Below are 21,905 nucleotides of genomic sequence, written 5' to 3'. Positions count from 1 at the left end.
GGCGAGAGCACAGAAGGGCCTCGGCGCCCGGGCCGCTCCACGGAGCAGCCCGTCGCGCCGAGGCCCTTCGTCGTGCTCGCCGGACGGGTCTGGGGCTCGGCTTCGGGACCACGGGCAGCGGAGCCGGATCCCGCGTGAAGTAGTCCGTGACGTAGTCCTAGCCGTCGTCGCGGCAGAGGCAGAACGGGTGCCCAGCAGGGTCGAAGAGCACCCGGACGTGCTCCTGCGGTTGGTGTTCAGACACCGTCGCCCCGAGCGCGACAGCCTCGCCGACCGCCGAGTCGAGGTCTCCGACCTGGAAGTCGAAGTGCATCATCGGGCGCTGCTCGCCCGTGACGGGCGGCCACACCGGCGGCCGGTATCCGCTCGCCTGCTGGAACACGACGTAGATGGACCCTTCCGGCGCGGCGAGGATGGCCGTACCGGGCTCCTCGTGGCCGATGGGCCAGCCGAGCAGCTGGGAGTAGAACGCCGCCAGTGCACCGGGGTCGGGTGCTTCGATGGCGGTGCCCCACCACATGCCCTGCGTCCGAGATTCCATGCGCGTACCTCTCGTCTGGTGGTCAGGTCGGCGTTGAGCCTCATGGCCACGCGGGGGCTGATCACGTACCTGTCATCGGAGCCACCGTAGAACCGATTCCGGACGTTTTACGTCCGGAATGAGAGCTGGGGACTCATTGGGCGCGGAACTCGGACACGCGGAGCGGCGTGAGGCCGGGCGGCCCGCCGTCGCCCCCCAGACGGTGCCAAACCGGACAAACGTGCGCGACGTCACGTTGCGCACCATGCCGGAAATCTGAGACCGTGTAACACGACGGAAACATACGTCAGGCGCGCGCGACCGCGCGAGCCACCCCAGGTCGGCGACACCCAGCCGATCGACCTCATGAAGGACGCAGCGCACACCATGCACGCCGAGATCTCGTACGAAATCGCCCGGACCCAGCACCTCCTCGACGTCCGCGAGGCCGAGCAGGAGGGCGCCCGGAGCCGTCGGGCCGCCGCCCGCGTCGTCCGCCGCCTGTTCCCGGCGGTTCGCCCCGCCGCGCACGGGCGCGCCTGACGCGAACCGCACGAGCCCGGGGCCGCCGCACCTGAGACCCAGGTGCTGGCCCCGGGCCCGGCCGTTCCCCCTACAGCCCCATCCCACCGCTTAGGCTGAGCGCCGTGAGCCCATCGAACCCCAACGACCGCATCGTGTGGATCGACTGCGAGATGACCGGCCTGGACACGCGCGCCGACGCGCTGGTCGAGGTCGCCGCCGTGGTCACCGACTCCGAGCTGAACGTCCTCGGTGACGGGGTCGACGTCCTGATCGCCCCGCCCGCCGCGGCCCTCGAGCAGATGAACGACTTCGTGCGCGCGATGCACACCACGTCCGGCCTGCTCGAGGAGCTCCCCACCGGACTGACGCTCCAGGAGGCCGAGGAGCGCGTCCTGGAGTACGTGCGCGAGTGGGTCCCGGAGCCGCGCAAGGCGCCGCTCGCCGGCAACTCGGTCGGCACGGACAAGATGTTCCTCGAGCTGAACATGCCGGCCCTCACCGAGCACCTGCACTACCGCGTGATCGACGTGTCCTCCATCAAGGAGCTCGCGCGCCGCTGGTACCCGCGTGTGTACTTCGCATCACCGAAGAAGGACGGCGGGCACCGCGCCCTGGCCGACATCCTCGAGAGCATCGACGAGCTGCGGTACTACCGCGAGACGCTCTTCCCCGCGCAGCCCGGCCCGGACTCGGCGACGGCGCGGGCCGCGGCGGAGCGGGTCAAGGAGACCTCCGTCACGAAGCGGGCAGCGCACTCGTAATCGGGTCCGCACCAGGCCCGCGACCATGTACACTTTTCGACGGCCGAGGTCTTCACGATCCGGCCGATGGTGGGTGTAGCTCAGTTGGTAGAGCACCTGGTTGTGGTCCAGGTGGCCGCGGGTTCAAGTCCCGTCACTCACCCCACGAAGAAGGCCCCCTCGCAGCAGCGAGGGGGCTTTTCGTTTCCCCCGGGGTCAGGCCTCGCCCGGGAGCGCCTTGCGGATCACCACGCGGGTCCAGCCGCCCAGGTAGACGCGGTCGCCGTCGCCGACCTCCCGGCGCTGGCCGGGCGTGATCGGCGTGGTCGGGATGGGGTCGCCGGCCGTGGCGACGAACGTCCCGTTCGCCGACTGCAGGTCCTCCACCCACCACCGCTGGCCGTCGGTCGAGAGCTGGCAGTGCCGCCGGGAGACGCCCGAGTCCGCACCGCAGTCGATGTCCGGGTGGATGCCGCGCGACTGTGACGGCCGCCCCACGAGCAGGCTGCGCTGCCGCAGCGTCACGAGGCCGGGCAGCCCGGGAGACGGCATCGGGTCCTCGGGTTCCTGCGCCAGGTACCAGTCGGGGTCCACCCAGATCTCTGCCACCCAGGCGTCTGGTCCGGGCACGGGCGGCGCCGCGAGGCCGCCGGCCTCCGCCGTGGTGCCCGACGTCGGCTGCTCACCCCCGCCTGCCGCCGCAGCTGAGGCGGGGCCGTGCGCGGGCGGCGGGCTGATGACGACCTGTCCGCTCACGGGAGAGGCCTGCGCGGGGTCGGCAGGCGCACCGGGCGCGTGGACGGGTCCGCCGATCGCGCCCCCTGCGGTACCGGTCACGCCGCCCCCCGAGCCGCCCGGCCGGCCGAGGTCGCCCAGATCGAGCGAGGACGCCGGGGCGGCCGGCACGACCGGGGTGCCGGTCGTGAAGTCATAGCCGCAGTTCTCGCAGAACAGGGAGCCGGCGGGCGAGAGCTCGCCGCAGCTCGGGCACGTCACGGGGCCGCCCGACCCGCCCGGGGCGCCGCCACCCGTCGACGCCGCCGGCGTCGGACCGCCGACCGGACCGCTCGATCCGCCCGTCGTCGTCACGGCCGACGCCGGGATGGGCGCGCCACAGACGTCGCAGTAGTCCGTCGAGGTGCTGGTGTGCCCCTCGGGGCAGATGACGCTCATGCCTTCCTCACGCGGGTGGTCTTGGTCGACGCCGTGTCGAGCGCCATCTCGTCGAGCTTCGCCGTGTGGCGCTTGAGCCGCACGGTGCCCTCTTCCTCGTTCTCGACCTCGACGATCTTGCGCAGGCGCGACGTGGCCTCCTCGTTGCCGGTCTCGGCGGCGAGCTGGACGGCGCGCCCGAGCTTGACCGTCGCCGTGGCCTCGTCCCCGGCCGCCTTGGCTGCGAGGCCCTCCTGGATGACGGACGCGAGCTCGGCCTGGCCCGTGTAGTGCGCGACCTCCGGGCTGATCCGGGTGGTGAGCGAGTGGTCGTCGGACCACTTGGCCTTGACCAGGGCGGACGCCACGACCTCGGTGCCCAGGGCCAGCTGCACGCGGGCGGCGAGCTGCTCGGAGCCCACGGGCTTCGACGGGACGCGGACGGCCACGTGGTAGTCACGGGACTCGTCGCCCCACGCGCCGGTCGGGTAGGCGCCGGTGAGCGGGTTGACCTCGGAACGGCGGGACGTGAGGTCCTCCACGGTGGGCGCGACCTGGCGTACGAACAGCACCTGCGAGCCCTGCGGGGCCCAGACCCGCAGGTCGGCGGCGGACACGCCCCGCGACATCGACTTCTCCACCAGCGACGCAAAGTCGGCGGCGATGTCCTCCGGCCGGGCGATGAGGTCGACGGTGCCGAGCAGGGCCGTCGAGATCTTGCGCAGCTCCTCGACGACCCAGCGGTCGCCGACCCCGCGCGCGTCGCACTGGAAGTGGCCCGTGACCTTCTGGATCACGCGGTCGAGGGCGACCGTGGCCTCCGACTCGTTCTTGCCGTCGGTGAGCAGGATCGCGTGCTTCTGGGCCGCCTGGGGAACGGTCGCGAACAGCTCGTCCGCGAGGTACAGCCACGTGGAGATCGCGGTGCCGCCACCCGGCTCCATGTGCGAGATCGCGCGCTTTGCCTCCTCGCGGGCGCCCGGCTCCATCATCACCATGGCGACGCGCGCGTTGGGGTAGGGGAACACGCGGGTCGCGACGTGCGAGCCGCCGACGATCGCGAACCAGGTGCCGTCGGCGATCTGGTCGACGGCGACGGCGGCGGCGTGCTTCGCCGACTCCATGTTGCGGCCCTGCATCGACCCGGACGTGTCGACGATGATGATCTCCGCCGTGGAGCCGTCGCTCGCCGTCCCGGGCCCGCCCGCGGTCCCCGCGCCCGTGCAGGTCACGGACACGATCGCGTGCACGTCGGTGGCGCCGTCGGAGAGGAACTCGTTCTGGAAGACCTCGGCGGTGAAATCGGCCACGGGGGGCTCCTTCGGGTCGTGTGCTTGCAGGCTATCGAAAGTGGTTCAGCCGAGCGGCGCGAGCCGGGCGAGGGCCGCGGTGATGTTGTCGCGACCGCCCTGGTCGTTCGCCCAGCGGACGAGGGCTGCCGACGTGGCGAGCGGGTCGCCGTCGGACTCGCCGGCGAAGCGCGTCACCAGGTCGAACATGTCGTCGGCGGCCGAGCAGTAGTTCCACAGGCCGTCCGAGCAGACGAGCAACCAGCCGGCACCGGCGGGCACGGTCGCGGCGCAGTGCGCGTCCGAGTCGGGGGCGTCGGGGCCGAGCCAGCGCGTGATGGCGTGCGCTTGCGGGGCGTTCTCGGCCTGCGTGCGCGGGACGCCGGCGGCGATCATCTCCTGCGCCCACGAGTCGTCGACGCTGAGCTGCTCCGCGTGCCCCGAGTCGGCGAGCCAGTAGACGCGGGAGTCGCCGATCCAGCCGGCGACGACGAGGTCCCCGTCGACGACTGCCGTCGCGAACGTGCACGACGGCGGTTCCCGCACCGGGTCGCCGCCGGCCTCGGCCGCGATCTGCTCGGCCGCGATCTGCTCGGCCGCGATCTGCTCCGCCGCCTCGACGACGGCCTGCCCGGCCGCCCGTGACGAGGCCACGAGCGCGTCGGTCCAGCCGGCGATGCGCTGTGTCACCGTGCCCTCGACGGAACGATCGCCGGCCGGCCCGTAGCCGGCGAGCACGTCCCGGGCCGCGCGGGACGCGGCGAGCGACGCGATGTCGGAGTCCGGCGCGCTCGACACGCCGTCGCACACCACGAGCACGGCGAACCGGCGCCCGGCGTCCTCCGGTGCGGCCAGCGCCATCGCGTCCTCGTTGCGCACGTGCCGCACGCCGCGGTCGCAGACCCCGGCGACCCAGGGGGCGGGCTGCTCCTCGAAGTGGTCGCGCTCCAAGGCGGCCGGCGTACCGCACTCCTCGCAGTAGCCGTCCTCGGCGACGCGGCCGCCGCACGCGGCGCAGGGCCGCGCCGCGGGCACCTCCCCGGAGTCAGGGTCGAGGTCCAGCACCGCGCCCACGGGTTCGGCAGGGCCGGCCGGGACGCCTGGGACGCCCGTGCCGCCCAGGACGGCCGGGACGCCGTCGGACGCAGGAGCGAGGCTGGTGCCGCAGGCCTCGCAGTATCGTGCCCGGGGTGCGGCAACCTCGCCGCAGCTGGGGCACGTCACTACCGCGGCGGCCTCGGTGGTCATGTCGGTGCTCTCTTCTGTCATCGCAGGGTCCAGCGCCTGACGGAGTTTGCCCGGTCCACGAGCGCGATGCGCTCGCCGCGGTCGTCGGTGAGCCGGGCGAGGTCGCGCAGCGCGGCCTCGAGCCCGTCCCGCAGGGCGGGCTCGGTCGCCTCCGCCCCTGCGAGGCGCAGGCCGGGCCGGGCGCCCTTTTCGACCACGACGTCGAGCGCGGCCGACAGCGCGTCGACCGTCACCTCGGTCCGCGGCCGGTCGGGGACCGGCGCGCCGTCGAGGCCGGAGACCGCGTCGGCCAGCGCCTCCAGGCCGCGGCCCGAGCCGACGAGCATGCGGGCGCGCTGCAGACGCGCGTCGCCGTACGACCTGCGGGTGGGCCCGACCAGGTCCAGCGCGGTCAGTGCGCCGTCGTGGTCGCCGCGCGCGCTGCGGACGCGGGCCAGGCCGAACGCGGCCGGGCCGATGTAGTTGGCGTCCGAGCGGGCGCAGATCACGTAGAGCTGCTCGGCGATCCCAGGCTCGCCCGACAGCTCGCAGGCCGTTGCGAGCGCGAGCTTCGGCGCGAGCTCGCCCGGCACCTGGCCGTACACGGCGTTGAACGAGGCGCGGGCCGACGTCGCGTCACCACTGGCGAGCAGGTGCAGGCCCTCCATCCAGGCCGCCCGCCACTCCCACGGGTCCTCCTCCAGGATGGCCGCAACCTCGAGCTGCAGGCGGGCGTCGTCCCCCGCCTCGATCGCCGCGCGTGCCGTCGCCAGACGCACCTCGACGGTGTGCTCGGGTGCCCGGGCGAGCGCCGCGACCCGGGCGGCAGGGTCGGCGACGTTCACGCCGGCGAGCCAGCTCGCCATCGGGTCTGCCGGGTCGATCCTGAGCGACGGGAGCTGCTCCCAGGCGAGGGGGTGGTCGGCCTCGTCGGCGAGCGGCGGCTCGAACAGCACGGACGCCGCCGACGTCGTCGCCGAGTGGTCCGGGCCCGCGTCGGTGGCGACCACCTCGCGCAGCACGCCCAGGAGCTGGCCGCGCGCCTCGTCGACCGTGGCGAACCGGTCCGCCGGCTCGGGGGCGCACGCCTTGGCGAGCCACCGGTAGAGCGAGTCGTACTTCTGGAAGACGGGGGTCTCCGCCACCGGCGGCAGCGACGCGACGTAGGTCGTCGTGTTGCCGCGGAAGTCCAGGACGAGCGACGCGAGCGTGCGGCCCAGCGTGTAGATGTCGGAGGCGACCGACGGACCGACCTCCGGGACCTCCGGCGCCTGGTACCCGGCGGTGCCGAAGATCGCCGACGTCAGGTCGTCCGCACGGCGCACGCCGCCCAGGTCGATCAGCTTCACGCCGTCGCCCTGAGCGATGATGTTGTCCGGCTTGAAGTCGCAGTACAGCAGGTCGTGGTCGTGCAGGTACGAGAACGCCGGGAGGACCTCGAGCATGTACGCGACTGCCTGGTCCACCGGGAACGGGTCGTTGACGCCGTTGTTGGACTCGCGCCGCGCCTGCAGCAGCTGCTTCAGCGACCGGCCGCCGACGTACTCCATAACGGTGTAGCCGGCGCCCTCGTGAAGCGCGAAGTTGTAGATCTCGACGATGAGCGGGTGCTCCACCTCGGCCAGGAACTGGCGCTCCGCCACCGCCGCCTCGTAGGCGTCCTTGTCGCCCGCGTTGAGCAGGCCCTTGAGGACCACCCAGCGGCCGTTGACGTTGCGGTCCCGCGCCAGGTAGATCCAGCCGAGGCCACCGTGGGCCAGGCAGCCCACCACCTCGTACTGCCCGCCGACCAGGTCGCCGGGGTTCAGCGTCGGCGTGAAGTCGTACCGGCTGCCGCAGTGCGCGCAGAATCCCGCGGTCCGCCCCGGGACGCCGTCGCGCGAGCGGCCCACGGGCTCGCCGCAGGTGGGGCAGTACCGCTTGCCCTCCGCGAGCTCCGGGGTCGGCATGACGGCTTGCAACGGGTCGGTGACCGGGGCCGGCGGCACCGTCGTCAGACCGGCGCCCAGGCGGTGCCCGCGCAGGCGGGTCGAGCCCGTGCCGACGCGGCGGGTGGCGCGCGTGCCGGATCCCTTCGTGCGGGCCGAGCCGAGCGCCGACGTCGCGAGGCGCGCCGAGCTCGTGCGGCCCGTCGCGGCCTCGCCCATCGGCGAGAGCGCCGCGGTGCCCAGGCCCGCGGTGCCAAGTCCCGAGGTGCCCAGACCCGAGGTGCCGTTCTGGGTGGTTGCGCCCGACGTCGTACCGCCCGACGGCCCTGCGGGCGTGCCGCACACGTTGCAGTAGCCGTCCTCGATGGTGCCGGTGCAGCCGGGCTGCGCACACGGACCGCCCTCCACCGAGGTCGGCACCGGCGCGGCAGCCTCCGCCGCGACCCCCGCAGGCGTGGCGGCTGCGGAACGCACCGTGGCGCCGCCGCCCGACGGCGCTGCGGGCGTGCCGCAGACGTTGCAGTAGCCGTCCTCGATCGTGCCCGTGCAGCCGGGCTCGGCGCAGGCCTGGGTGGTCATCGTGTTCCTCTCGACGGGAGGTCGCGGACGAGGACCTCGAGCTGGTCGACGAAGTGGCGGGCGAGCGCGAGGTGGCACGGGACGGTCTCCAGGGCCTCGCGCGCCTCGGCCTCGCCGGCCGTGACGGTGGGGGAGCGGTCGCGGCCGTTGCCGGCCGCCTTGGTGAGCAGGCCCTTGAGCCGGAAGCGCAGCTCGGCGCGCTCGCGCAGCGGGCCGGTGTAGGCGTCCTCGCAGGCCTCCATGGCGCGCTCCACGGCGCCCAGGCGCTCCACGTAGGCAACGAGCGCGTCGCGGTCGTCCGGGACCTCGCCGAGGCGTGTGACGTCGGGGATGGCGCGGCGCGGCGGGTCCGCGATCTCGCGGCGGCACCGGTCGGCCACGCCGGCGAGCACGGGGGCGCGCTGCGCCAGCGTCTCGCGCAGCTTCACGGCGCGCTCACGGTCCCGGGCCAGCGACCGTCGTCGGGAACTCGCGACGATCAGGTCGCGCTCCGTGCGGGCGACCTCCGTCTCGAGCTCACCGAGCGGGCCGCCGACGTCGGCGCCGCGCGCCGCGTCCGTACGCACGCGGCCGAACCGCTCGCGCAGGCGTGAGACCCGCGCGACGTCGTCGCCGCGGGCGGCGTCCTCCGCCCGGACGAGCCCTGCGGCGACCGTCCGGAGGCGTGCGGTGACGTCTGCGGCGTGCGGGTCGTAGGAGAGGCGGGCGGCGAGCTGCCCGGCGAGGGCGTCGCACAGCCGCGCCGCCTCGACCAGCGAGAGGAGCGACGTCGCCGGGTCGCCGCCGAGGCGGCCCCAGATCAGCTGCGACATCCGCTCCCGCTCGACCGTGCCTGCTCGGCCCGAGTCCCACGTCCGCACCAGGTCGTCCGTGCGCGTGCGCACGGCCTGCCAGAGGGTGAGCGCGAGCACCACGTCGGCGGTGAACACCGAGGGGTCCGCGGCCTGGCGTGCGGCCGCGTCGAGCCGGTCCAGCTCCGCCCGGCGCGCGTCGAGCCACGCCTCCAGGTCGGTGAGGTAGGTCAGCAGGGCGCGCGGCTCGGCCGCCACGCCCAGGCTGCCTGGAGCGTGCGGCGCCGCCAGCGTGCCCGCCTGCCCTCCCGGCAGCCCGCCCGGCCGTGCCGCGGCGGCCTCGGTCATGGTGTGCGTCCGTACACGGGGGTGGGTGGGGCGGGCGCGCTGCCCAGGACGCCGAGCCACGTGTTGTAGCTGCTTGTCCACGTGCCGTCCGCCTTCATGTTCTCGAGGACGCCGTTGACGAATCGCACCATGTCGACCTTGTCCGCGGGGATGCCGACGCCGTACGGCTCGTCGCTGATCGCCGCGCCGACCACCTTGGCGTACGGGTCCTGTGCGGCGAAGCCGGCCAGCACGGTGTCGTCGCCCGTGATCGCGTCGACCTCGCCCTGCTGGAACAGCACGAGGCAGCCGGTGTGCGTCGCCGCGGCGACGGGCTCGATGCCCTCCCACTGCGACAGCCGGTCGAACGTGGTGGTGCCCACCGGGGCGCAGACCCGCTTGCCCTCGAGGTCCGCCACGCCCGTCGCCGTGGAGTCGAGCGGGACGAGCACCTTCTGGCCCGAGTGGAAGTACTCGGCCGAGAAGGCGATCTCCTTCCACCGGTCGCAGTTGATGGTGAACGTGCGCACCACCATGTCGACCTCACCGTTGGTCAGCACGTCCAGGCGCTGGCCGGACGTGATCACGCGGTACTGGATGCGGTTCGGGTCACCGAAGATCGCCGCCGACACCGCGTGCGCGACGTCCACGTCGAAGCCCTCCATGCTGCCCGAGAGCGGGTTGCGGGAGCCCATGAGCAGCGTGTCCGCGGAGACTCCGACCCTCAGCGCCCCGCTGTCGCGGATCGCCGCCATGGTGCTGCCGGCGGGCAGGGCGCCGGGTGACGGCAGCGCGCCCTCGGGCGCATAGGAGGCCAGCGGGTCGCTCCCGTCGTCGCAGGCCGTGGCCGTGGCCACCGCGCCGATGGCATTACCCCCCGCCGCTACCTCCGTGCCGGCCGCCGTCTCGGCCTGCGCAGCGGTATCGGCCTGCAGCCGGATCGCGGCGACCCCGGCCGGGACCTGCGAGGACGGGGCGCACGCTGCCGTGCCTGCGAGCAGTGCCGCCGCGAGCGCCAGTCCGAGCGCGCGGCGGGTGGCGATGGTGCCCCTCATCGGTACTCCTTCAGTCGCACGTTGACGCCGGTAGCGGCGAGCACCGCCGCGAGCAGCCCGGTGACGAGCGCGATCCACGCCGCCGCGGTCGAAGTCCCGGAGGCCGACCCGAGCCGGTCGTCGACGTCCTGCCCGGCCGCCGTGATGTCGTCGCGGGCCTGCTGGGCGAACGCGTCGAACGCCGCGGCGGCCGTGCCCTCGCCGGTGGCCGTCGCTGCCGCGACCGCCTCCTCCCAGCTGCCCGCGTCGTCGAGCGCGCGGATGCTGCGGTGGGCCTCGACCCACTGGGTGAGCAGCGAGGACGAGCCATCGCCGAGCTGACCTGCCGAGACCGCCTCGCCCAGGATCTGGGCGGCGGGAAGCGGGCACACGGTCAGCGCTTCCGCGAACGCCTCGTCCGCGAGCTGCTCCGCGGTCAGGGCCGACGTGTCCGTGCAGGCCACGAACCGGTTCTCGAACGCCTGCCCGGAGCCGCGCTTGATGAGCGTGAAGCTCTCCATGGACTTGGCGTCCGTCGCCTGGGCGAGGGCCTGCGAGGACGTCACGACGGCGCCGTACGGGCCGTCGTTGACGGCACGGGCGACGCCGTTGCCGCCCACCACGGCTGCGCTGACGACCACGGCGCCGACCAGCGCGGCCACGGTGCCGAGTGCGAGCCCGGTGTTGAGCACGCGGTGCGTGCGGCGAGCCAGCCACACCTGCACGCCGACCAGCACGATGACGCCCAGCCAGACGAGGGCGAGCAGCGCCTGCGTGAACGCCACCGAGGACTGTCCGTCGGTCACGCGCTGCGCCGACGCGGCGGCGACAGTGTCGAGCATGGGCAGCGTGTCGGAGCGCAGCGTCGTGGACGCCTGGTCCAGGTAGGCCGCGCCGACAGGGAAGCCCTGCCGGTTGTTGGCGCGGGCCGACTCGACCAGGCCCGCGTACTGCTGGATCGAGTCGGAGACCGTCGCCAGCTCGTCGGTCTCGGCCGTGGAGCTCGCCGCGAGCCGTGGCACCGCTCCCGCGGCGGCGGTCAGGTCCGTCTCGTAGCGCTCTCGCGCCTCGGCCGGCTCCAGGCCACCCACGAGGAACGCGTTCGTCGCCGTCGCGTCCGCCGAGACGAGATCGTTGCGGAGCTCCTGCGTGCCCACGAGCTGTGCGGCGTCCGCCCGGACGTCGTCGAGCGCGCCCGCCTGGCCGAGGCCGGCCACGAAGCCCAGCGTGCCGAGGCCGAGGCTTGCGACCACCGCGACGACGGACGCGAGCGCCAGCCGCCCGGGAGAGTCGCCCAGTCGCCGCCGGACGCCCCGTGCCCCGGACGTGATCCCGTACGGCGAGGCCGGGGCTGCCTGCCCCGGCGACGACGTCGTGATTGTCATGCGGACTCCTCGTCCTCGATCATCGGGCTGCCGGCCGGCCGGCTCGGGCTCCGCTCGCTCATCGTCTCGCTCTTGTTCTCGCTGGTGGTCACGCTCGTGCTCTGCTCGTTCGTGAGGTCCGGAACGCTACCCGGGGCCACCGACACGGGCCCCGGCACCGGCTCGGGAACCGGCCCGGGAACGGGGTCGGCGTCGGACGAGATGTCCACGACGTCCGTCAGGTCCTCGGGCAGCAGCTGCCTCAGCTGGTCCACCGTCGGCGCGGCGACGTGGCGCAGGCGCCACGCGTGCCGCGCGACGGCCGCGTCGAGCATGTTGCGCGCCCATCGCCCGTTGCCGAAGCCCTCGCCGCGCGGCTGCTCGGCGACGAGGTGCTCGAACCGCTCCAGCGTCCCGGGCAGCGGCTCGAAGTCCGCCCTGCGCGCCAGGTCCTCGAAGATCTGCCGCAGCTCGCCGTCCGAGTAGTCGTCGAACACGATCGTCTTCGCGAAGCGCGACTCGAGGCCCGGGTTCGTCGTGATGAACCGCGCCATCGGCAGCGGGTAGCCCGCGACGACCACGACGAGGTCGTCGCGGTGGTCCTCCATGTCCTTGACCAGGGTGTCCACGGCTTCCTTGCCGTACTGGTCCTCGGCGAGCGCGTAGGCCTCGTCGATGAAGAGCACGCCGCCGAGCGCCCGGCCGACCACCTCCGTGGTCTTCGTCGCCGTCTGCCCCAGGTAGCCCGCGACCAGCTCGGACCGGTCCACCTCGACCAGGTGGCCCTTCTCCAGCAGCCCGAGCGCGCGGTAGATGCCCGCGACGAGCCGCGCGACCGTCGTCTTGCCCGTGCCCGGGTTGCCCACGAACACGAGGTGACGGGTCAGGGTCGGCCTCGTCAGCCCGGCCTCGGTGCGCAGGCGCTCGATCCGCAGCAGCTCCGTCTGCCGGCGGATCTCGTCCTTGACGCGCGTCAGGCCCACGAGCCCGTCCAGCTCGGCGAGCAGCTCCTCGAGCGACCGCGCCGGCTCCGGCGCTTCCCCGGGCACGGCAGAGCCTCCGCTGCCCGACGCCGGTCGCGCGCCTCCCGCCGTCGCCTCGCCGTCGCCCGTGGCGGCGCCGGGCGTCGTGGGGCCCGTGCCGGCGGAGCCGGTGCGGAGCTGGTCGAGGATGTCGGACACCGAGGGGACCCCGGGCGGGAGCCGGGTGCCGGTGAGGCGGCCGAGGTCGAGGTCGGCGGGGGCCGGGGGCGCCGTCGGGCCGGCAGGACGCGACGCCGCAGCGCCCCGGCCCGCGACCGCGCCGCGGTAGACCGCCGCCGCACCCGCCGCCGCGGCCACCGCGCTGATGCTCGGCTCGCCGATCTCCGCCGCCGCGTCCGCGACGCGCGCCAGCGCCTCGGCGTACGCCCCGGCGTGCGGCGAGCCGGCCGCCACCAGCCCGGCGAGCAACGCCGTCGGCGAAGAACGCCAGCGGCGGCCCTGCTGGGCCGCGTCGAAGAACGGTTGCAGGGTCGCCGCCACGTCGTTGCCGTACGGCCGGCCGGTCGCCTCGAGCCACGCCTGCGGTGCGCGGGGCGACGACTCCGCGACCGCGGCGGCGAGCCGCTCGCCCTCGGCGCGCGCCGCCTCGGCTCCCACGCCGGCCGAGCCGCCGGTCGAGGTGAGGGCGGCGAGCGCGGAGGCGAGCTCGGCCGTGCTCATGGGAGCACCCCCGTTCGGCTCTCCGCGGCACCTTGAGGGACCGATCTGGTGACGGACTGCCGAACCTGGGTGCGCGGCCCGTTCACGGCGTCGGCTCCGGCGGCTCCAGGGCCCCGGTCCCCGGCCCCGGCCCCGGCTCGGCCCCCGGCTGTGGCGGCGTCGGCAGCTCCGGCAGCGCGAGCCCCGACTGGCCGAACTTCTCCTGCAGGAACACGCCGTGCGCCACCAGCGCCACGGCGTCCTGCCGGGAGACCGCGTCCGAGATCTGCCCCAGGACGTGGGTGAGCAGGTCGAGCTGGTCGCACAGCACGTAGAGCGCCGGCTTGGCGCCGTTGACGGGGCGCGTGTTCGCGAACTCCCGCGGCAGGCGCGCGTAGTTGTTGACGGCCTCCGGCAGGTAGCTCGTCGCCGTCGCCACGACCGTGTGCGCCTGCTGCGAACCGGCACCGAGCCGGTCGAGGCGCGGCGCCATCTCGTGCACCACCGCTGCCACGCGGTGCACGCGCGCGGCGATCACGGTCGGGACCGCGGCAGCCACGCGCGCCTCGACGGCGTCGACGGCGGCCAGCAGGTCGTCCGTCGTCGGCGGCAGCGGGACCCCCGTGACCGGTGTGGTGCGAACCGGCTGCTCGGTGCCGGACAGCCGTCCGAAGAAGTCTTCCAGCCACCCCATGCGTGAGCGAGCCCCCTCAGAGCTGGTTCAGGTCGAGCGAGCCGCTCGCGACGCCGTCGGTGCTCGACCGCCGCGCCCGGTCCAGGTACTCCTGGGACTTGGCGGTCTCGGTCTGCAGCACCCCGATCGTCTCGGCCATCGAGTCGAGCGCGCGGGTCTTGAAGTCGCTGATGGAGTCCATCGTGGCGTAGATGTTGGCGAACGCCTGCTGGAGCTGCGGCAGGCCCACCGTCGAGCTCGCGGCCTGCTCCTGGATGCGCGCCGACTGGTCGGCCAGCATCTTCGACGTCGCCGCGATCATGTTCGACGTGGTCGTGTTGAGCGCGCTGATCTGGTCGAGCACGAGCCTCTGGTTCGCGAGCGCCTGCGCCACGATCACGGCCGTGCGCAGCGCGGAGACCGTCGTGGTGGTGGCGCGGTCGACGCCCTTCACGAGCTCCAGGTTGTTCTTGATGATGATGTCGATCGCGAGGTAGCCCTGGATCGACACCGCGAGCTGCGTGAGCAGGTCCTGGTGCTTCTGGCGGATGTAGAACAGGACGTCCTCGGACAGGGCCTTCGCGCGGTCCGGGTCGGCGATCTGGAGCTCGGCGATCTTCGCGGCGAGCTGGGCGTCGAGCCGCTCCGCCACGTAGATGTACTGGTTGAGCCGGGCCATCGTGTCCCAGAGGTTCTGCTTCTCCAGGTTCAGCGCGGCGTTGTCCTTGCGCAGCTCGTCCTGGCCGTTGTAGAGGGCCTGGATGATGGCGTTGAGCTGCGACTGGGCAGACTCGTAGCGGCGGAAGTAGTCCTGGATCTGGTCGCCGAACGGGATGAAGCCGAGCAGCTTCTTGCCGACGTTCGCCTCGCTCGGGTCCAGGTCCTCCACGGTGCGGCGCAGCTCGAGCAGCGTCTTGCCGACCTTGGAGCCGTCCGCGAGGCCGCCCTCCTTGAGGGCCTTGACCGGCGTCTGCAGGAGGCGGTTCGACGAATCTGCCGCCTGGCGGATGTCCTGGTCGCCCATCGTGCGCACGTCGTCCGCGCGTGCCGCGAACTCCGGGGACCGCGTGTCGCTCCCGAGGAGGCCGTCCAGGTAGGTGGCGACCTTCTTGTCCAGTGCCGGGGCGACCGCCGCGTCCACCTTCGGGGCCATGGCCGGCGCCTGCGTCGCCGTGACGGGCTTGGCGGGCTCGGGCGCGGTGAGCACCAGAGGCGGTGCGGGCGGCTCGAGCGGTGCGGGTGCTGCCTCGGTCATCGGTGATCCTCCGGTCATGCGGCCGATCGTGCCGCGAGTATAGCCGCGGAGCCCCTCTCAGGACCGGGTCTTCACCCGCTCCAGGAGGCACCCGCGGCACCGTCACGGCTGCTCAACGCACAGGTATGGGGAAAGGTGCCCGACGACGTCGTGGTCGCCCGGCGGGGTTCGCGGGGCGGGTTGCAGGGCCGGTTTGCAGGGCCGCCCGGAGTCCGCCGGCTGGGCCGCCGGCAGGGCCGCCCGGAGTCCGCCTCGAGAACGCCATCAGGTATCGCCACCGCGATCGGAGCGATACCTGATGGCGTTCTCGAAGCGGACCAGACCATCGCCGGCGGCAGGGGGCGCCGCGGGGATGTTCCTCGACGGGTCGATGTCGTCGATCGCCGATACGTTCGATGGACACCCGCACGCACCGGCGAGCGGTAGACGAGGGAGTGGTGATGGCGAGCAAGCACTACCTGGTGGGGAACTCGGTGCGGCTTGTCGAGGTCGACGTGAGCGAGTTCGTGGAGGACGGTGCTGAGGTCCTGCGCATCGTGCTGCCTGGCGACGACACCCACTACATCGACACCGCGCCGCACGACGGGGCGCTCGTCTGGAGCGTGTCGGACACCAACGGAACGCTGAAGCTGGAGCTCTCGGGGTATCCCGTACGGGTCTACGGTTCGTGGCTGTTCTACGACCAGGTCGCCTTCCGGAAGCCGAGCGGGCGCGGCGTGGCGTTGGGCTAGGTGCGCCGACGACGAGACTCCGGGCGCAGGTCAGAGCATGGTGATGGTGCCCCGAGCAGGACTCGAACCTGCAACCTACGGATTAGAAGGCCGTTGCTCTATCCATTGAGCTATCGGGGCGCGTCCCCCATCGTAACGACAGGGCGTGCCGGTTCGGACATCTTCGCGTGGTGTTCGACACGCGGAACATCCGCGACATCTGGTGCGTCGCAGTTGGCATACGCACTGCGACCTATCAGGATGACTCCCGTGACCCTGGGAACACGTTCTGCCGTCCTCGGCCGCCGCGGAGGCGTGGACCCGGACGTGGCCGACCAGCTCGGCTTCACCGTCCACGACGTCGTGCGGGACCTGAGGCGCGACGTCGCCGCCGCGACCCTGCCCCTGCCGATCGACGGAGCGACCGAGGCGGACGCCTCTCGAAGCCGCCTCCTCGCCCAGCTCGACGAGCACCTGCTGCCCCGGCTGGGCGAGCTGTCGAGCCCTGCCATGGTGGTCCTCGCGGGCTCCACGGGGGCCGGCAAGTCCACGCTGTTCAACTCGTTGCTGGGCGAGGAGCTGTCGCCGGCGGGTGTGCTGCGCCCGACGACGCGCGAACCGGTCCTGGCCGTGCACCCGCGCGACGTCGAGGTGCTCAAGCCCGGGCCTGCCACGGACCTGGCGCGCGTGGTGCACCACCAGGGCGTGCCGCGCGGCACGGCGCTGCTGGACGCCCCGGACCTCGACTCGTTCCTGTCGGAGAATCGCAGCACGGCCCACCAGCTCCTCGAGGCGGCGGACCTGTGGCTCTTCGTCACCACGGCCGCCCGGTACGGCGACGCCACGCCCTGGGAGGCCCTGGGCCGCGCGAAGGAGCGCGGCGCGAGCGTCGCGATGATCCTCAACCGGGTGCCGAAGGAGAACCTGCCGACGATCCGCGCGGACCTGCTGGCGCGCCTGCGGGAGCACGGCATGACGGACGCGCCGCTGTTCGTCGTGCCGGACGTCGGCCCCCACGAGGGCCTGCTCGACGCGACGGTCATCACGCCCGTCCTGCGCTGGCTGTCCTTGCTCGCCGGACCGGACCGCTCGCGCACCGTCATCCTGCGCACGCTCAAGGGCGCGCTCGGCGCGCTGCCCGAGTGGGTCACGGGCCTGGCGGACGCGGTCGAGGAGCAGGGCGACGCCGCGCGCGAGCTGCGGCACACGGTCGGCGTCGTCGTGCCGGACGCCGCCGCGGCGGCTCGCCGGACGATCCTGGCCGGCACCGCGGGTGGGGCGTCCGTCGCGGCCCGCTGGTTCGAGCTCGCCAGTACAGCCGGCCTGGAGCGCGTCGTCGTCCGGGACGGCGTGGCGCGCAGCTCGCGGCGCGCCGGGCACGCCCGGGAGAAGGCGCTGGAGGGCCTGCGCTCCGAGGTGGAGGAGGCCGCCGTCCGCTCGCTCGTGGCCGCGGCCGCGCGGGCGGAGGAGCGGCTGCGGGCCGTCCTCGCGGGGCCCGGCGCGCCGCCGGGGGGCACGTCCGTCGCGCCTACCGGCAAGGACCGCGCCGCACAGCGCGAGGTGTGGGCGAAGGGTTCGGTCGGCGCCTGGGCGCGGGCGGCGGACGACGTCGTCGCGCATCTCGGTGAACCGGCACCGGCGGGAACGGGCGACGCGGACGAGGGAGGCGACCCGTCCGGTGTCGGGCAGCCCGGGCATCTCGAGATCTCCGACCGGGAGGCCAGGGTGCGCGCGGAGGGCGCGCGCCGCGCGTTCGGCGACGGCGGCCTGGTCGCGCTCGTCCTGGCCGCGGCCGTCGGCAACGACGACGCCGAACGCCTGCTCGACAGGGTCCTGGGCGAGGTGGCGACCGACGCGGTCGCCGAGCTCAGGGGTGATCTTGCGGACCGCGCCGCCGCTGCGGTTGCGGAAGAAGCCCGTTCTGTCCAGAGTGCCCTTGTGGTCCCCGCCCTTGCCGACGACGCGGCCGCAGCGCTGCGCGTTCGGCTCGCTGAGCTCAGGAGGCTGACATGACGAGCCAGGACGCCGTCCTGCGCGTTCGCACGGAGGACCTTGCCCGGGCGCTCGAGGTCTCCGGGTCCCGGCTCGACGACAACGTCTTCGGCAGGATCGCGACCGCGGTGGCGAGCGTCCGCGAACGCCTGGCGCTCGGCGTCGACCACACGGTGGTGGCGCTCGCGGGCGGCACCGGCTCGGGCAAGTCGAGCATGTTCAACAAGATCTCCCGCCTCACCTTCGCGGACGTGGGCGTCAAGCGGCCGACGACGGCGAAGGTCACCGCCTGCGCGTGGAGCGACGACGCCGCCGCGCTGCTGGACTGGCTCGGGGTGGAGCGCGAGCGGCGCATCACCCGGGCCGGCGAGCTGGACGCCGCGGACGAGGACGGGCTGGCGGGTCTGGTGCTGCTCGACCTGCCCGACCACGACTCGGTGGAGCCCGGCCACCGAGACATCGTGAACAAGGTGCTGCCGCTGGTCGACCTCCTGGTCTGGGTGGTGGACCCGCAGAAGTACGCCGACGACGCCCTGCACTCCGGCTACCTGCGCGAGTCGGTGGGCCTGGAGGCGTCGATGGTGGTGGCGCTGAACCAGATGGACACGGTGCCGGTGGGCCAGCGCGAGACCCTCGTGAACGACGTGAAGCGGCTGCTGCGCGAGGACGGGCTCGACGGGGTTCCGGTCGCGCCGGTGTCGGCCCGGACCGGTGCGGGCCTGGACGAGCTCCGCGGGTTGCTGGAGAAGGTGGTGGCCCGGCGGTCGGTCGCGGCCGGGCGGGCCGCGGGGGAGATCGAGTCGGCGGCCCTCCTGCTGCTCGACGAGACGCCCGCCGAGGTCCCGTGGCACACGGACGCCGTGCTCGACCGCGAGATCGACGCGCTGGCTCAGGCGGCAGGCTTGGAGGCGGTGGCGCGGCAGGTGGCCGCGGCTGTGCGCAACGGCTACGGCAGGCCGGAGTTCCCCGCCCCGGACCCGGACGCGATCGCGCTGTCCCGGGCGCGCTGGCTCACCGGCGCGGGGGACGCTCTGCGGCCCGGCTGGCAGCGGTCGCTCGCGGAGTCCGTGGCGAGCGCGGAGACGATCGGGGCGTCCGTCGTGGCCGCGCTGCGGGGGATCACGCTCGACACGAGCGGTCCGTCCTCGGCGAAGGCGATGCGGCGCACGGCCTTCGCGGCAGCAGGCGTGGCGGTCGTGATGGGCGTGGCGACGGTCCTCGCGGCGACCGGCCTGCTGGCGGTCGACCAGGTGTGGACGACGGTGCTCGGCGTGGTCGCCCTGCTGGCGGCCCTCGTCGGGATCATCCTGCTCCTGGCGCTGGTCCAGGTGCGCCGGACGCTCGCCCGGCGGCGCGAGCAGGCGGTCGTCGCATCGGGGCGGGGGGCGCTCGAGCGGGTGCTCGTGAGAACCCTCGGCGAGCCGACGCAGCGGCTCCTCGACGAGCACCGTGAGGTGCGCGAGCTCGCACAGGCCGCGCGCGACGACAGCCCCGCCGTACGGCTGGAGCTCGCTCCGAGCCCGACCACAGGGTCCCAGATCGGGGCTCCGTCCCCAGGCATGATCAGGCTGCCGGACGCCCGCGCCGTCCGGGCCTGATGCTGGGTCCGGGCGACCGGCCGCGAGGGCCGGCCCCGGACCCGGAGGGGGCGCGATGAGCGACGTGATGGTGACCGTGAACGGCTACGTGGGGACCAAGCCGCTGCTGTACCGGTCGGAGGCGACGGGGGCCGAGTGGACCTCGTTCCGCGTGGGCAGCACGCGGCGCGTGGTGAACCGCGCCATGGGAGAGTGGTCCGACGGGCCCACGCTGTGGTTCACGGTCAAGGCGTGGAACACCGCGGCGCGGAACGTGGTCGAGTCGCTGGCCAAGGGGGACCCGGTGTCGGTGCACGGCCGCCTCGGCGTCGAGGAGTGGGAAGGCACCGACCACAAGACGCACACGTCTCTGGTGGTGTCGGCGGTGTCGGTCGGTCCGGACGTCACGCGCGGCGTCGCGCGCTTCACGCGCGTGATCACCACGACCGCGGTGCCCGACGGCGCCCCGGGCGACGGCCTCGCCGCGGCCCCGGGCCCGAGCGAGGGCGGCGAGGACCCGTGGAGCATGCCCGCCGACGGCCTCGGGGCGAACGGCACGGGTGACCAGGACGACGCGGGCGACCCGTCCGGCGTCGGGCGAGGGGCTCTGGTGACCGCGTAGGCTTGGGCAGGCCCGCCGCGCCGCGGCGGCGCGCACCCCGGGGCCGGTTCCCGGCCGGGGGCAGCGCCCCCTCCCGGGGCGCGGCGGGCGAATCCGATCTCTCCCCAGCGAACGGTGGATCACAGGCAGTGGCTGAGTTCATCTACTCCATGTACAAGGCGCGCAAGGCGCACGGCGACAAGGTCATCCTCGACGACGTGTCGCTGAACTTCCTGCCCGGCGCGAAGATCGGCGTCGTCGGTCCCAACGGCGCCGGTAAGTCGACGATCCTGAAGATCATGGCGGGCCTGGACCAGCCGTCCAACGGCGAGGCACGCCTGTCGCCGGGCTACTCGGTCGGCATCCTGCTGCAGGAGCCGCCGCTGAACGAGGAGAAGACGGTCCTCGGCAACGTCGAGGAGGCCGTCGCCGAGATCAAGGGCAAGCTCGACCGGTTCAACGAGATCTCCGCGCTGATGGCGGAACCGGACGCCGACTTCGACACCCTCCTCGCCGAGATGGGCACCCTCCAGGAGGCCATCGACGCGGCGGACGCGTGGGACCTCGACTCCCAGCTCGAGCAGGCGATGGACGCCCTGCGCTGCCCGCCGCCGGACGCGGACGTCACGAACCTGTCCGGTGGTGAGCGCCGCCGCGTCGCGCTCTGCAAGCTGCTCCTCGAGAAGCCCGACCTGCTGCTGCTCGACGAGCCCACGAACCACCTGGACGCCGAGTCCGTGCTGTGGCTCGAGCAGCACCTGTCGAGCTACCCCGGCGCCATCCTGGCCGTCACCCACGACCGGTACTTCCTCGACCACGTCGCCGAGTGGATCTGCGAGGTCGACCGTGGCCGCCTCTACCCGTACGAGGGCAACTACTCCACCTACCTGGAGAAGAAGGGCGAGCGCCTGCAGGTCCAGGGCAAGAAGGACGCCAAGCTCGCCAAGCGCCTCAAGGACGAGCTGGAGTGGGTGCGGTCCAACGCCAAGGGCCGTCAGACCAAGTCCAAGGCCCGCCTCGCGCGGTACGAGGAGATGGCCGCCGAGGCGGAGCGCACGAGGAAGCTCGACTTCGAGGAGATCCAGATCCCGGCCGGTCCGCGCCTGGGCAGCCTGGTGCTCGAGGCCGACGACCTGCAGAAGGGCTTCGGCGAGCGGCAGCTCATCGACGGGCTCTCGTTCACGCTGCCGCGCAACGGCATCGTGGGTGTCATCGGCCCGAACGGCGTCGGCAAGACGACCCTGTTCAAGACGATCGTCGGCATGGAGCCGCTCGACGGCGGCGTGCTGAAGGTCGGCGAGACGGTCTCGATCTCCTACGTGGACCAGTCGCGCGGCGGCATCGACCCGAAGAAGACGCTGTGGGAGGTCGTGTCCGACGGCCTCGACTTCATCAAGGTCGGCAACGTCGAGATCCCGTCGCGTGCGTACGTCGCCTCGTTCGGCTTCAAGGGTCCGGACCAGCAGAAGCCGGCGGGCGTGCTGTCCGGTGGTGAGCGCAACCGCCTCAACCTGGCGCTGACCCTCAAGCAGGGCGGCAACCTGCTCCTGCTCGACGAGCCCACCAACGACCTCGACGTCGAGACCCTCGGCTCCCTGGAGAACGCGCTGCTCGAGTTCCCGGGCTGCGCCGTCGTGGTCTCCCACGACCGGTGGTTCCTCGACCGTGTCGCGACGCACATCCTCGCCTACGAGGGCAACGAGGAGAACCCGGCGAACTGGTACTGGTTCGAGGGCAACTTCGAGTCCTACGAGGAGAACAAGGTCGAGCGCCTGGGCGCCGACGCTGCCCGTCCGCACCGCGTGACGTACCGCAAGCTCACGCGCGACTGACCCGTCGCGTTCTGCGCACGCTGTGGCGGGGGGGGGCGCCCGCCGCCCCCCCCCCCCCCCGGGCGGGGGGGGGGGGGGGGGGGGGGGGGGGGGGGGGGGGGGGGATG

18 protein-coding genes and 2 tRNA genes are annotated in these 21,905 nt (G+C 73.5%); 8 read left to right on the top strand and 12 right to left on the bottom strand.

The features are described 5' to 3' along the window. Positions 1–157: 157 nt before the first annotated feature. The gene (locus tag L1785_RS02000) at positions 158–541 is read right to left on the bottom strand and encodes a VOC family protein (protein WP_236087459.1); all 384 of its coding nucleotides are present in this window, start codon (positions 539–541) and stop codon (positions 158–160) included. Between the two features lie 345 nt (positions 542–886). Between L1785_RS02000 and L1785_RS01995 the strand changes: the two genes are divergently transcribed. The 3 genes from L1785_RS01995 to L1785_RS01985 all read left to right on the top strand — a co-directional run bounded on the left by L1785_RS01995 (position 887) and on the right by L1785_RS01985 (position 1,951). After that, a complete protein-coding gene (locus L1785_RS01995; protein ID WP_236087458.1) occupies positions 887–1,063 on the top strand; it encodes a hypothetical protein in 177 nt (58 codons plus the stop codon). Positions 1,064–1,167: 104 nt separating this feature from the next. After that, a complete protein-coding gene (orn, locus tag L1785_RS01990; RefSeq protein WP_236087457.1) occupies positions 1,168–1,806 on the top strand; it encodes an oligoribonuclease in 639 nt (212 codons plus the stop codon). Between the two features lie 69 nt (positions 1,807–1,875). Next, positions 1,876–1,951, top strand: a tRNA-His gene (locus L1785_RS01985). Between the two features lie 50 nt (positions 1,952–2,001). Here the strand turns inward: L1785_RS01985 and L1785_RS01980 are convergent. From L1785_RS01980 to L1785_RS01935, 10 genes are all read right to left on the bottom strand, one after another. Beyond that, the gene (locus tag L1785_RS01980) at positions 2,002–2,958 is read right to left on the bottom strand and encodes an FHA domain-containing protein (RefSeq protein ID WP_236087456.1); all 957 of its coding nucleotides are present in this window, start codon (positions 2,956–2,958) and stop codon (positions 2,002–2,004) included. Next, positions 2,955–4,247, bottom strand: coding sequence for a VWA domain-containing protein (locus L1785_RS01975; RefSeq protein ID WP_236087455.1), 1,293 nt, complete (start codon positions 4,245–4,247; stop codon positions 2,955–2,957). Before L1785_RS01975 ends, L1785_RS01980 begins: the two co-directional genes overlap by 4 nt. A 45-nt stretch (positions 4,248–4,292) precedes the next feature. Continuing rightward, a complete protein-coding gene (locus L1785_RS01970; RefSeq protein ID WP_236087454.1) occupies positions 4,293–5,495 on the bottom strand; it encodes a PP2C family protein-serine/threonine phosphatase in 1,203 nt (400 codons plus the stop codon). After that, on the bottom strand, positions 5,492–7,960 hold the full coding sequence (locus L1785_RS01965) for a serine/threonine-protein kinase (protein ID WP_236087453.1): 2,469 nt from the start codon (positions 7,958–7,960) through the stop codon (positions 5,492–5,494). Before L1785_RS01965 ends, L1785_RS01970 begins: the two co-directional genes overlap by 4 nt. Further along, positions 7,957–9,099 (bottom strand): coiled-coil domain-containing protein, encoded by a 1,143-nt coding sequence (locus L1785_RS01960; RefSeq protein WP_236087452.1) that lies wholly within the window; start codon positions 9,097–9,099, stop codon positions 7,957–7,959. Before L1785_RS01960 ends, L1785_RS01965 begins: the two co-directional genes overlap by 4 nt. Then, the gene (locus L1785_RS01955) at positions 9,096–10,133 is read right to left on the bottom strand and encodes a glutamate ABC transporter substrate-binding protein (protein WP_236087451.1); all 1,038 of its coding nucleotides are present in this window, start codon (positions 10,131–10,133) and stop codon (positions 9,096–9,098) included. The genes L1785_RS01960 and L1785_RS01955 overlap by 4 nt, the downstream gene beginning before the upstream one ends. Next, positions 10,130–11,497, bottom strand: a complete 1,368-nt coding sequence (locus tag L1785_RS01950; RefSeq protein ID WP_236087450.1) for a GlnX family signal transduction membrane protein — start codon at positions 11,495–11,497, stop codon at positions 10,130–10,132. Before L1785_RS01950 ends, L1785_RS01955 begins: the two co-directional genes overlap by 4 nt. After that, positions 11,494–13,179: an AAA family ATPase gene (locus L1785_RS01945; protein WP_236087449.1), complete on the bottom strand. Its 1,686-nt coding sequence runs from the start codon at positions 13,177–13,179 to the stop codon at positions 11,494–11,496. Before L1785_RS01945 ends, L1785_RS01950 begins: the two co-directional genes overlap by 4 nt. Before the next feature lie 82 nt (positions 13,180–13,261). Next, on the bottom strand, positions 13,262–13,852 hold the full coding sequence (locus L1785_RS01940; protein WP_236087448.1) for a hypothetical protein: 591 nt from the start codon (positions 13,850–13,852) through the stop codon (positions 13,262–13,264). 16 nt (positions 13,853–13,868) lie between these two features. Then, positions 13,869–15,086: a toxic anion resistance protein gene (locus tag L1785_RS01935; RefSeq protein WP_236087447.1), complete on the bottom strand. Its 1,218-nt coding sequence runs from the start codon at positions 15,084–15,086 to the stop codon at positions 13,869–13,871. Between the two features lie 440 nt (positions 15,087–15,526). On the opposite strand from L1785_RS01935, the gene L1785_RS01930 reads away from it, so the two are divergent. Continuing rightward, positions 15,527–15,817 (top strand): hypothetical protein, encoded by a 291-nt coding sequence (locus L1785_RS01930; protein WP_236087446.1) that lies wholly within the window; start codon positions 15,527–15,529, stop codon positions 15,815–15,817. Positions 15,818–15,861: 44 nt separating this feature from the next. On the opposite strand, the gene L1785_RS01925 is transcribed toward L1785_RS01930, so the two are convergent. Beyond that, positions 15,862–15,937: transfer RNA gene (locus L1785_RS01925), tRNA-Arg, on the bottom strand. Between the two features lie 129 nt (positions 15,938–16,066). On the opposite strand from L1785_RS01925, the gene L1785_RS01920 reads away from it, so the two are divergent. From L1785_RS01920 to ettA, 4 genes are all read left to right on the top strand, one after another. After that, positions 16,067–17,809, top strand: a complete 1,743-nt coding sequence (locus tag L1785_RS01920) for a GTPase (RefSeq protein ID WP_236087445.1) — start codon at positions 16,067–16,069, stop codon at positions 17,807–17,809. Next, positions 17,806–19,386, top strand: a complete 1,581-nt coding sequence (locus L1785_RS01915) for a GTP-binding protein (RefSeq protein ID WP_236087444.1) — start codon at positions 17,806–17,808, stop codon at positions 19,384–19,386. The genes L1785_RS01920 and L1785_RS01915 overlap by 4 nt, the downstream gene beginning before the upstream one ends. A gap of 55 nt (positions 19,387–19,441) precedes the next feature. Beyond that, positions 19,442–19,987, top strand: a complete 546-nt coding sequence (locus L1785_RS01910; RefSeq protein ID WP_236087443.1) for a single-stranded DNA-binding protein — start codon at positions 19,442–19,444, stop codon at positions 19,985–19,987. Between the two features lie 128 nt (positions 19,988–20,115). Further along, positions 20,116–21,798: an energy-dependent translational throttle protein EttA gene (gene ettA / locus L1785_RS01905; RefSeq protein ID WP_236087442.1), complete on the top strand. Its 1,683-nt coding sequence runs from the start codon at positions 20,116–20,118 to the stop codon at positions 21,796–21,798. Positions 21,799–21,905: the final 107 nt, after the last annotated feature.

Origin of the sequence: Antribacter soli (assembly GCF_021568775.1) — a bacterium.
Taxonomy (GTDB): Bacteria; Actinomycetota; Actinomycetes; order Actinomycetales; family Cellulomonadaceae; genus Antribacter; species Antribacter soli.
This window is presented reverse-complemented; position numbering and strand designations above follow the sequence as displayed.

What these genes read in the sequence shown, in the direction of transcription:
- L1785_RS01940 (WP_236087448.1), bottom strand. Translation starts at nt 13,852, where the DNA reads ATGGGGTGGCTGGAAGACTTCTTCGGACGGCTGTCCGGCACCGAGCAG.
- L1785_RS01930 (WP_236087446.1), top strand. Translation starts at nt 15,527, where the DNA reads ATGGCGAGCAAGCACTACCTGGTGGGGAACTCGGTGCGGCTTGTCGAG.
- L1785_RS01995 (WP_236087458.1), top strand. Translation starts at nt 887, where the DNA reads ATGAAGGACGCAGCGCACACCATGCACGCCGAGATCTCGTACGAAATC.
- L1785_RS01945 (WP_236087449.1), bottom strand. Translation starts at nt 13,179, where the DNA reads ATGAGCACGGCCGAGCTCGCCTCCGCGCTCGCCGCCCTCACCTCGACC.
- L1785_RS01960 (WP_236087452.1), bottom strand. Translation starts at nt 9,099, where the DNA reads ATGACCGAGGCCGCCGCGGCACGGCCGGGCGGGCTGCCGGGAGGGCAG.
- L1785_RS01955 (WP_236087451.1), bottom strand. Translation starts at nt 10,133, where the DNA reads ATGAGGGGCACCATCGCCACCCGCCGCGCGCTCGGACTGGCGCTCGCG.
- L1785_RS01965 (WP_236087453.1), bottom strand. Translation starts at nt 7,960, where the DNA reads ATGACCACCCAGGCCTGCGCCGAGCCCGGCTGCACGGGCACGATCGAG.
- L1785_RS01915 (WP_236087444.1), top strand. Translation starts at nt 17,806, where the DNA reads ATGACGAGCCAGGACGCCGTCCTGCGCGTTCGCACGGAGGACCTTGCC.
- L1785_RS01950 (WP_236087450.1), bottom strand. Translation starts at nt 11,497, where the DNA reads ATGACAATCACGACGTCGTCGCCGGGGCAGGCAGCCCCGGCCTCGCCG.
- L1785_RS01910 (WP_236087443.1), top strand. Translation starts at nt 19,442, where the DNA reads ATGAGCGACGTGATGGTGACCGTGAACGGCTACGTGGGGACCAAGCCG.
- L1785_RS01970 (WP_236087454.1), bottom strand. Translation starts at nt 5,495, where the DNA reads ATGACAGAAGAGAGCACCGACATGACCACCGAGGCCGCCGCGGTAGTG.
- L1785_RS01935 (WP_236087447.1), bottom strand. Translation starts at nt 15,086, where the DNA reads ATGACCGAGGCAGCACCCGCACCGCTCGAGCCGCCCGCACCGCCTCTG.
- L1785_RS01980 (WP_236087456.1), bottom strand. Translation starts at nt 2,958, where the DNA reads ATGAGCGTCATCTGCCCCGAGGGGCACACCAGCACCTCGACGGACTAC.
- L1785_RS02000 (WP_236087459.1), bottom strand. Translation starts at nt 541, where the DNA reads ATGGAATCTCGGACGCAGGGCATGTGGTGGGGCACCGCCATCGAAGCA.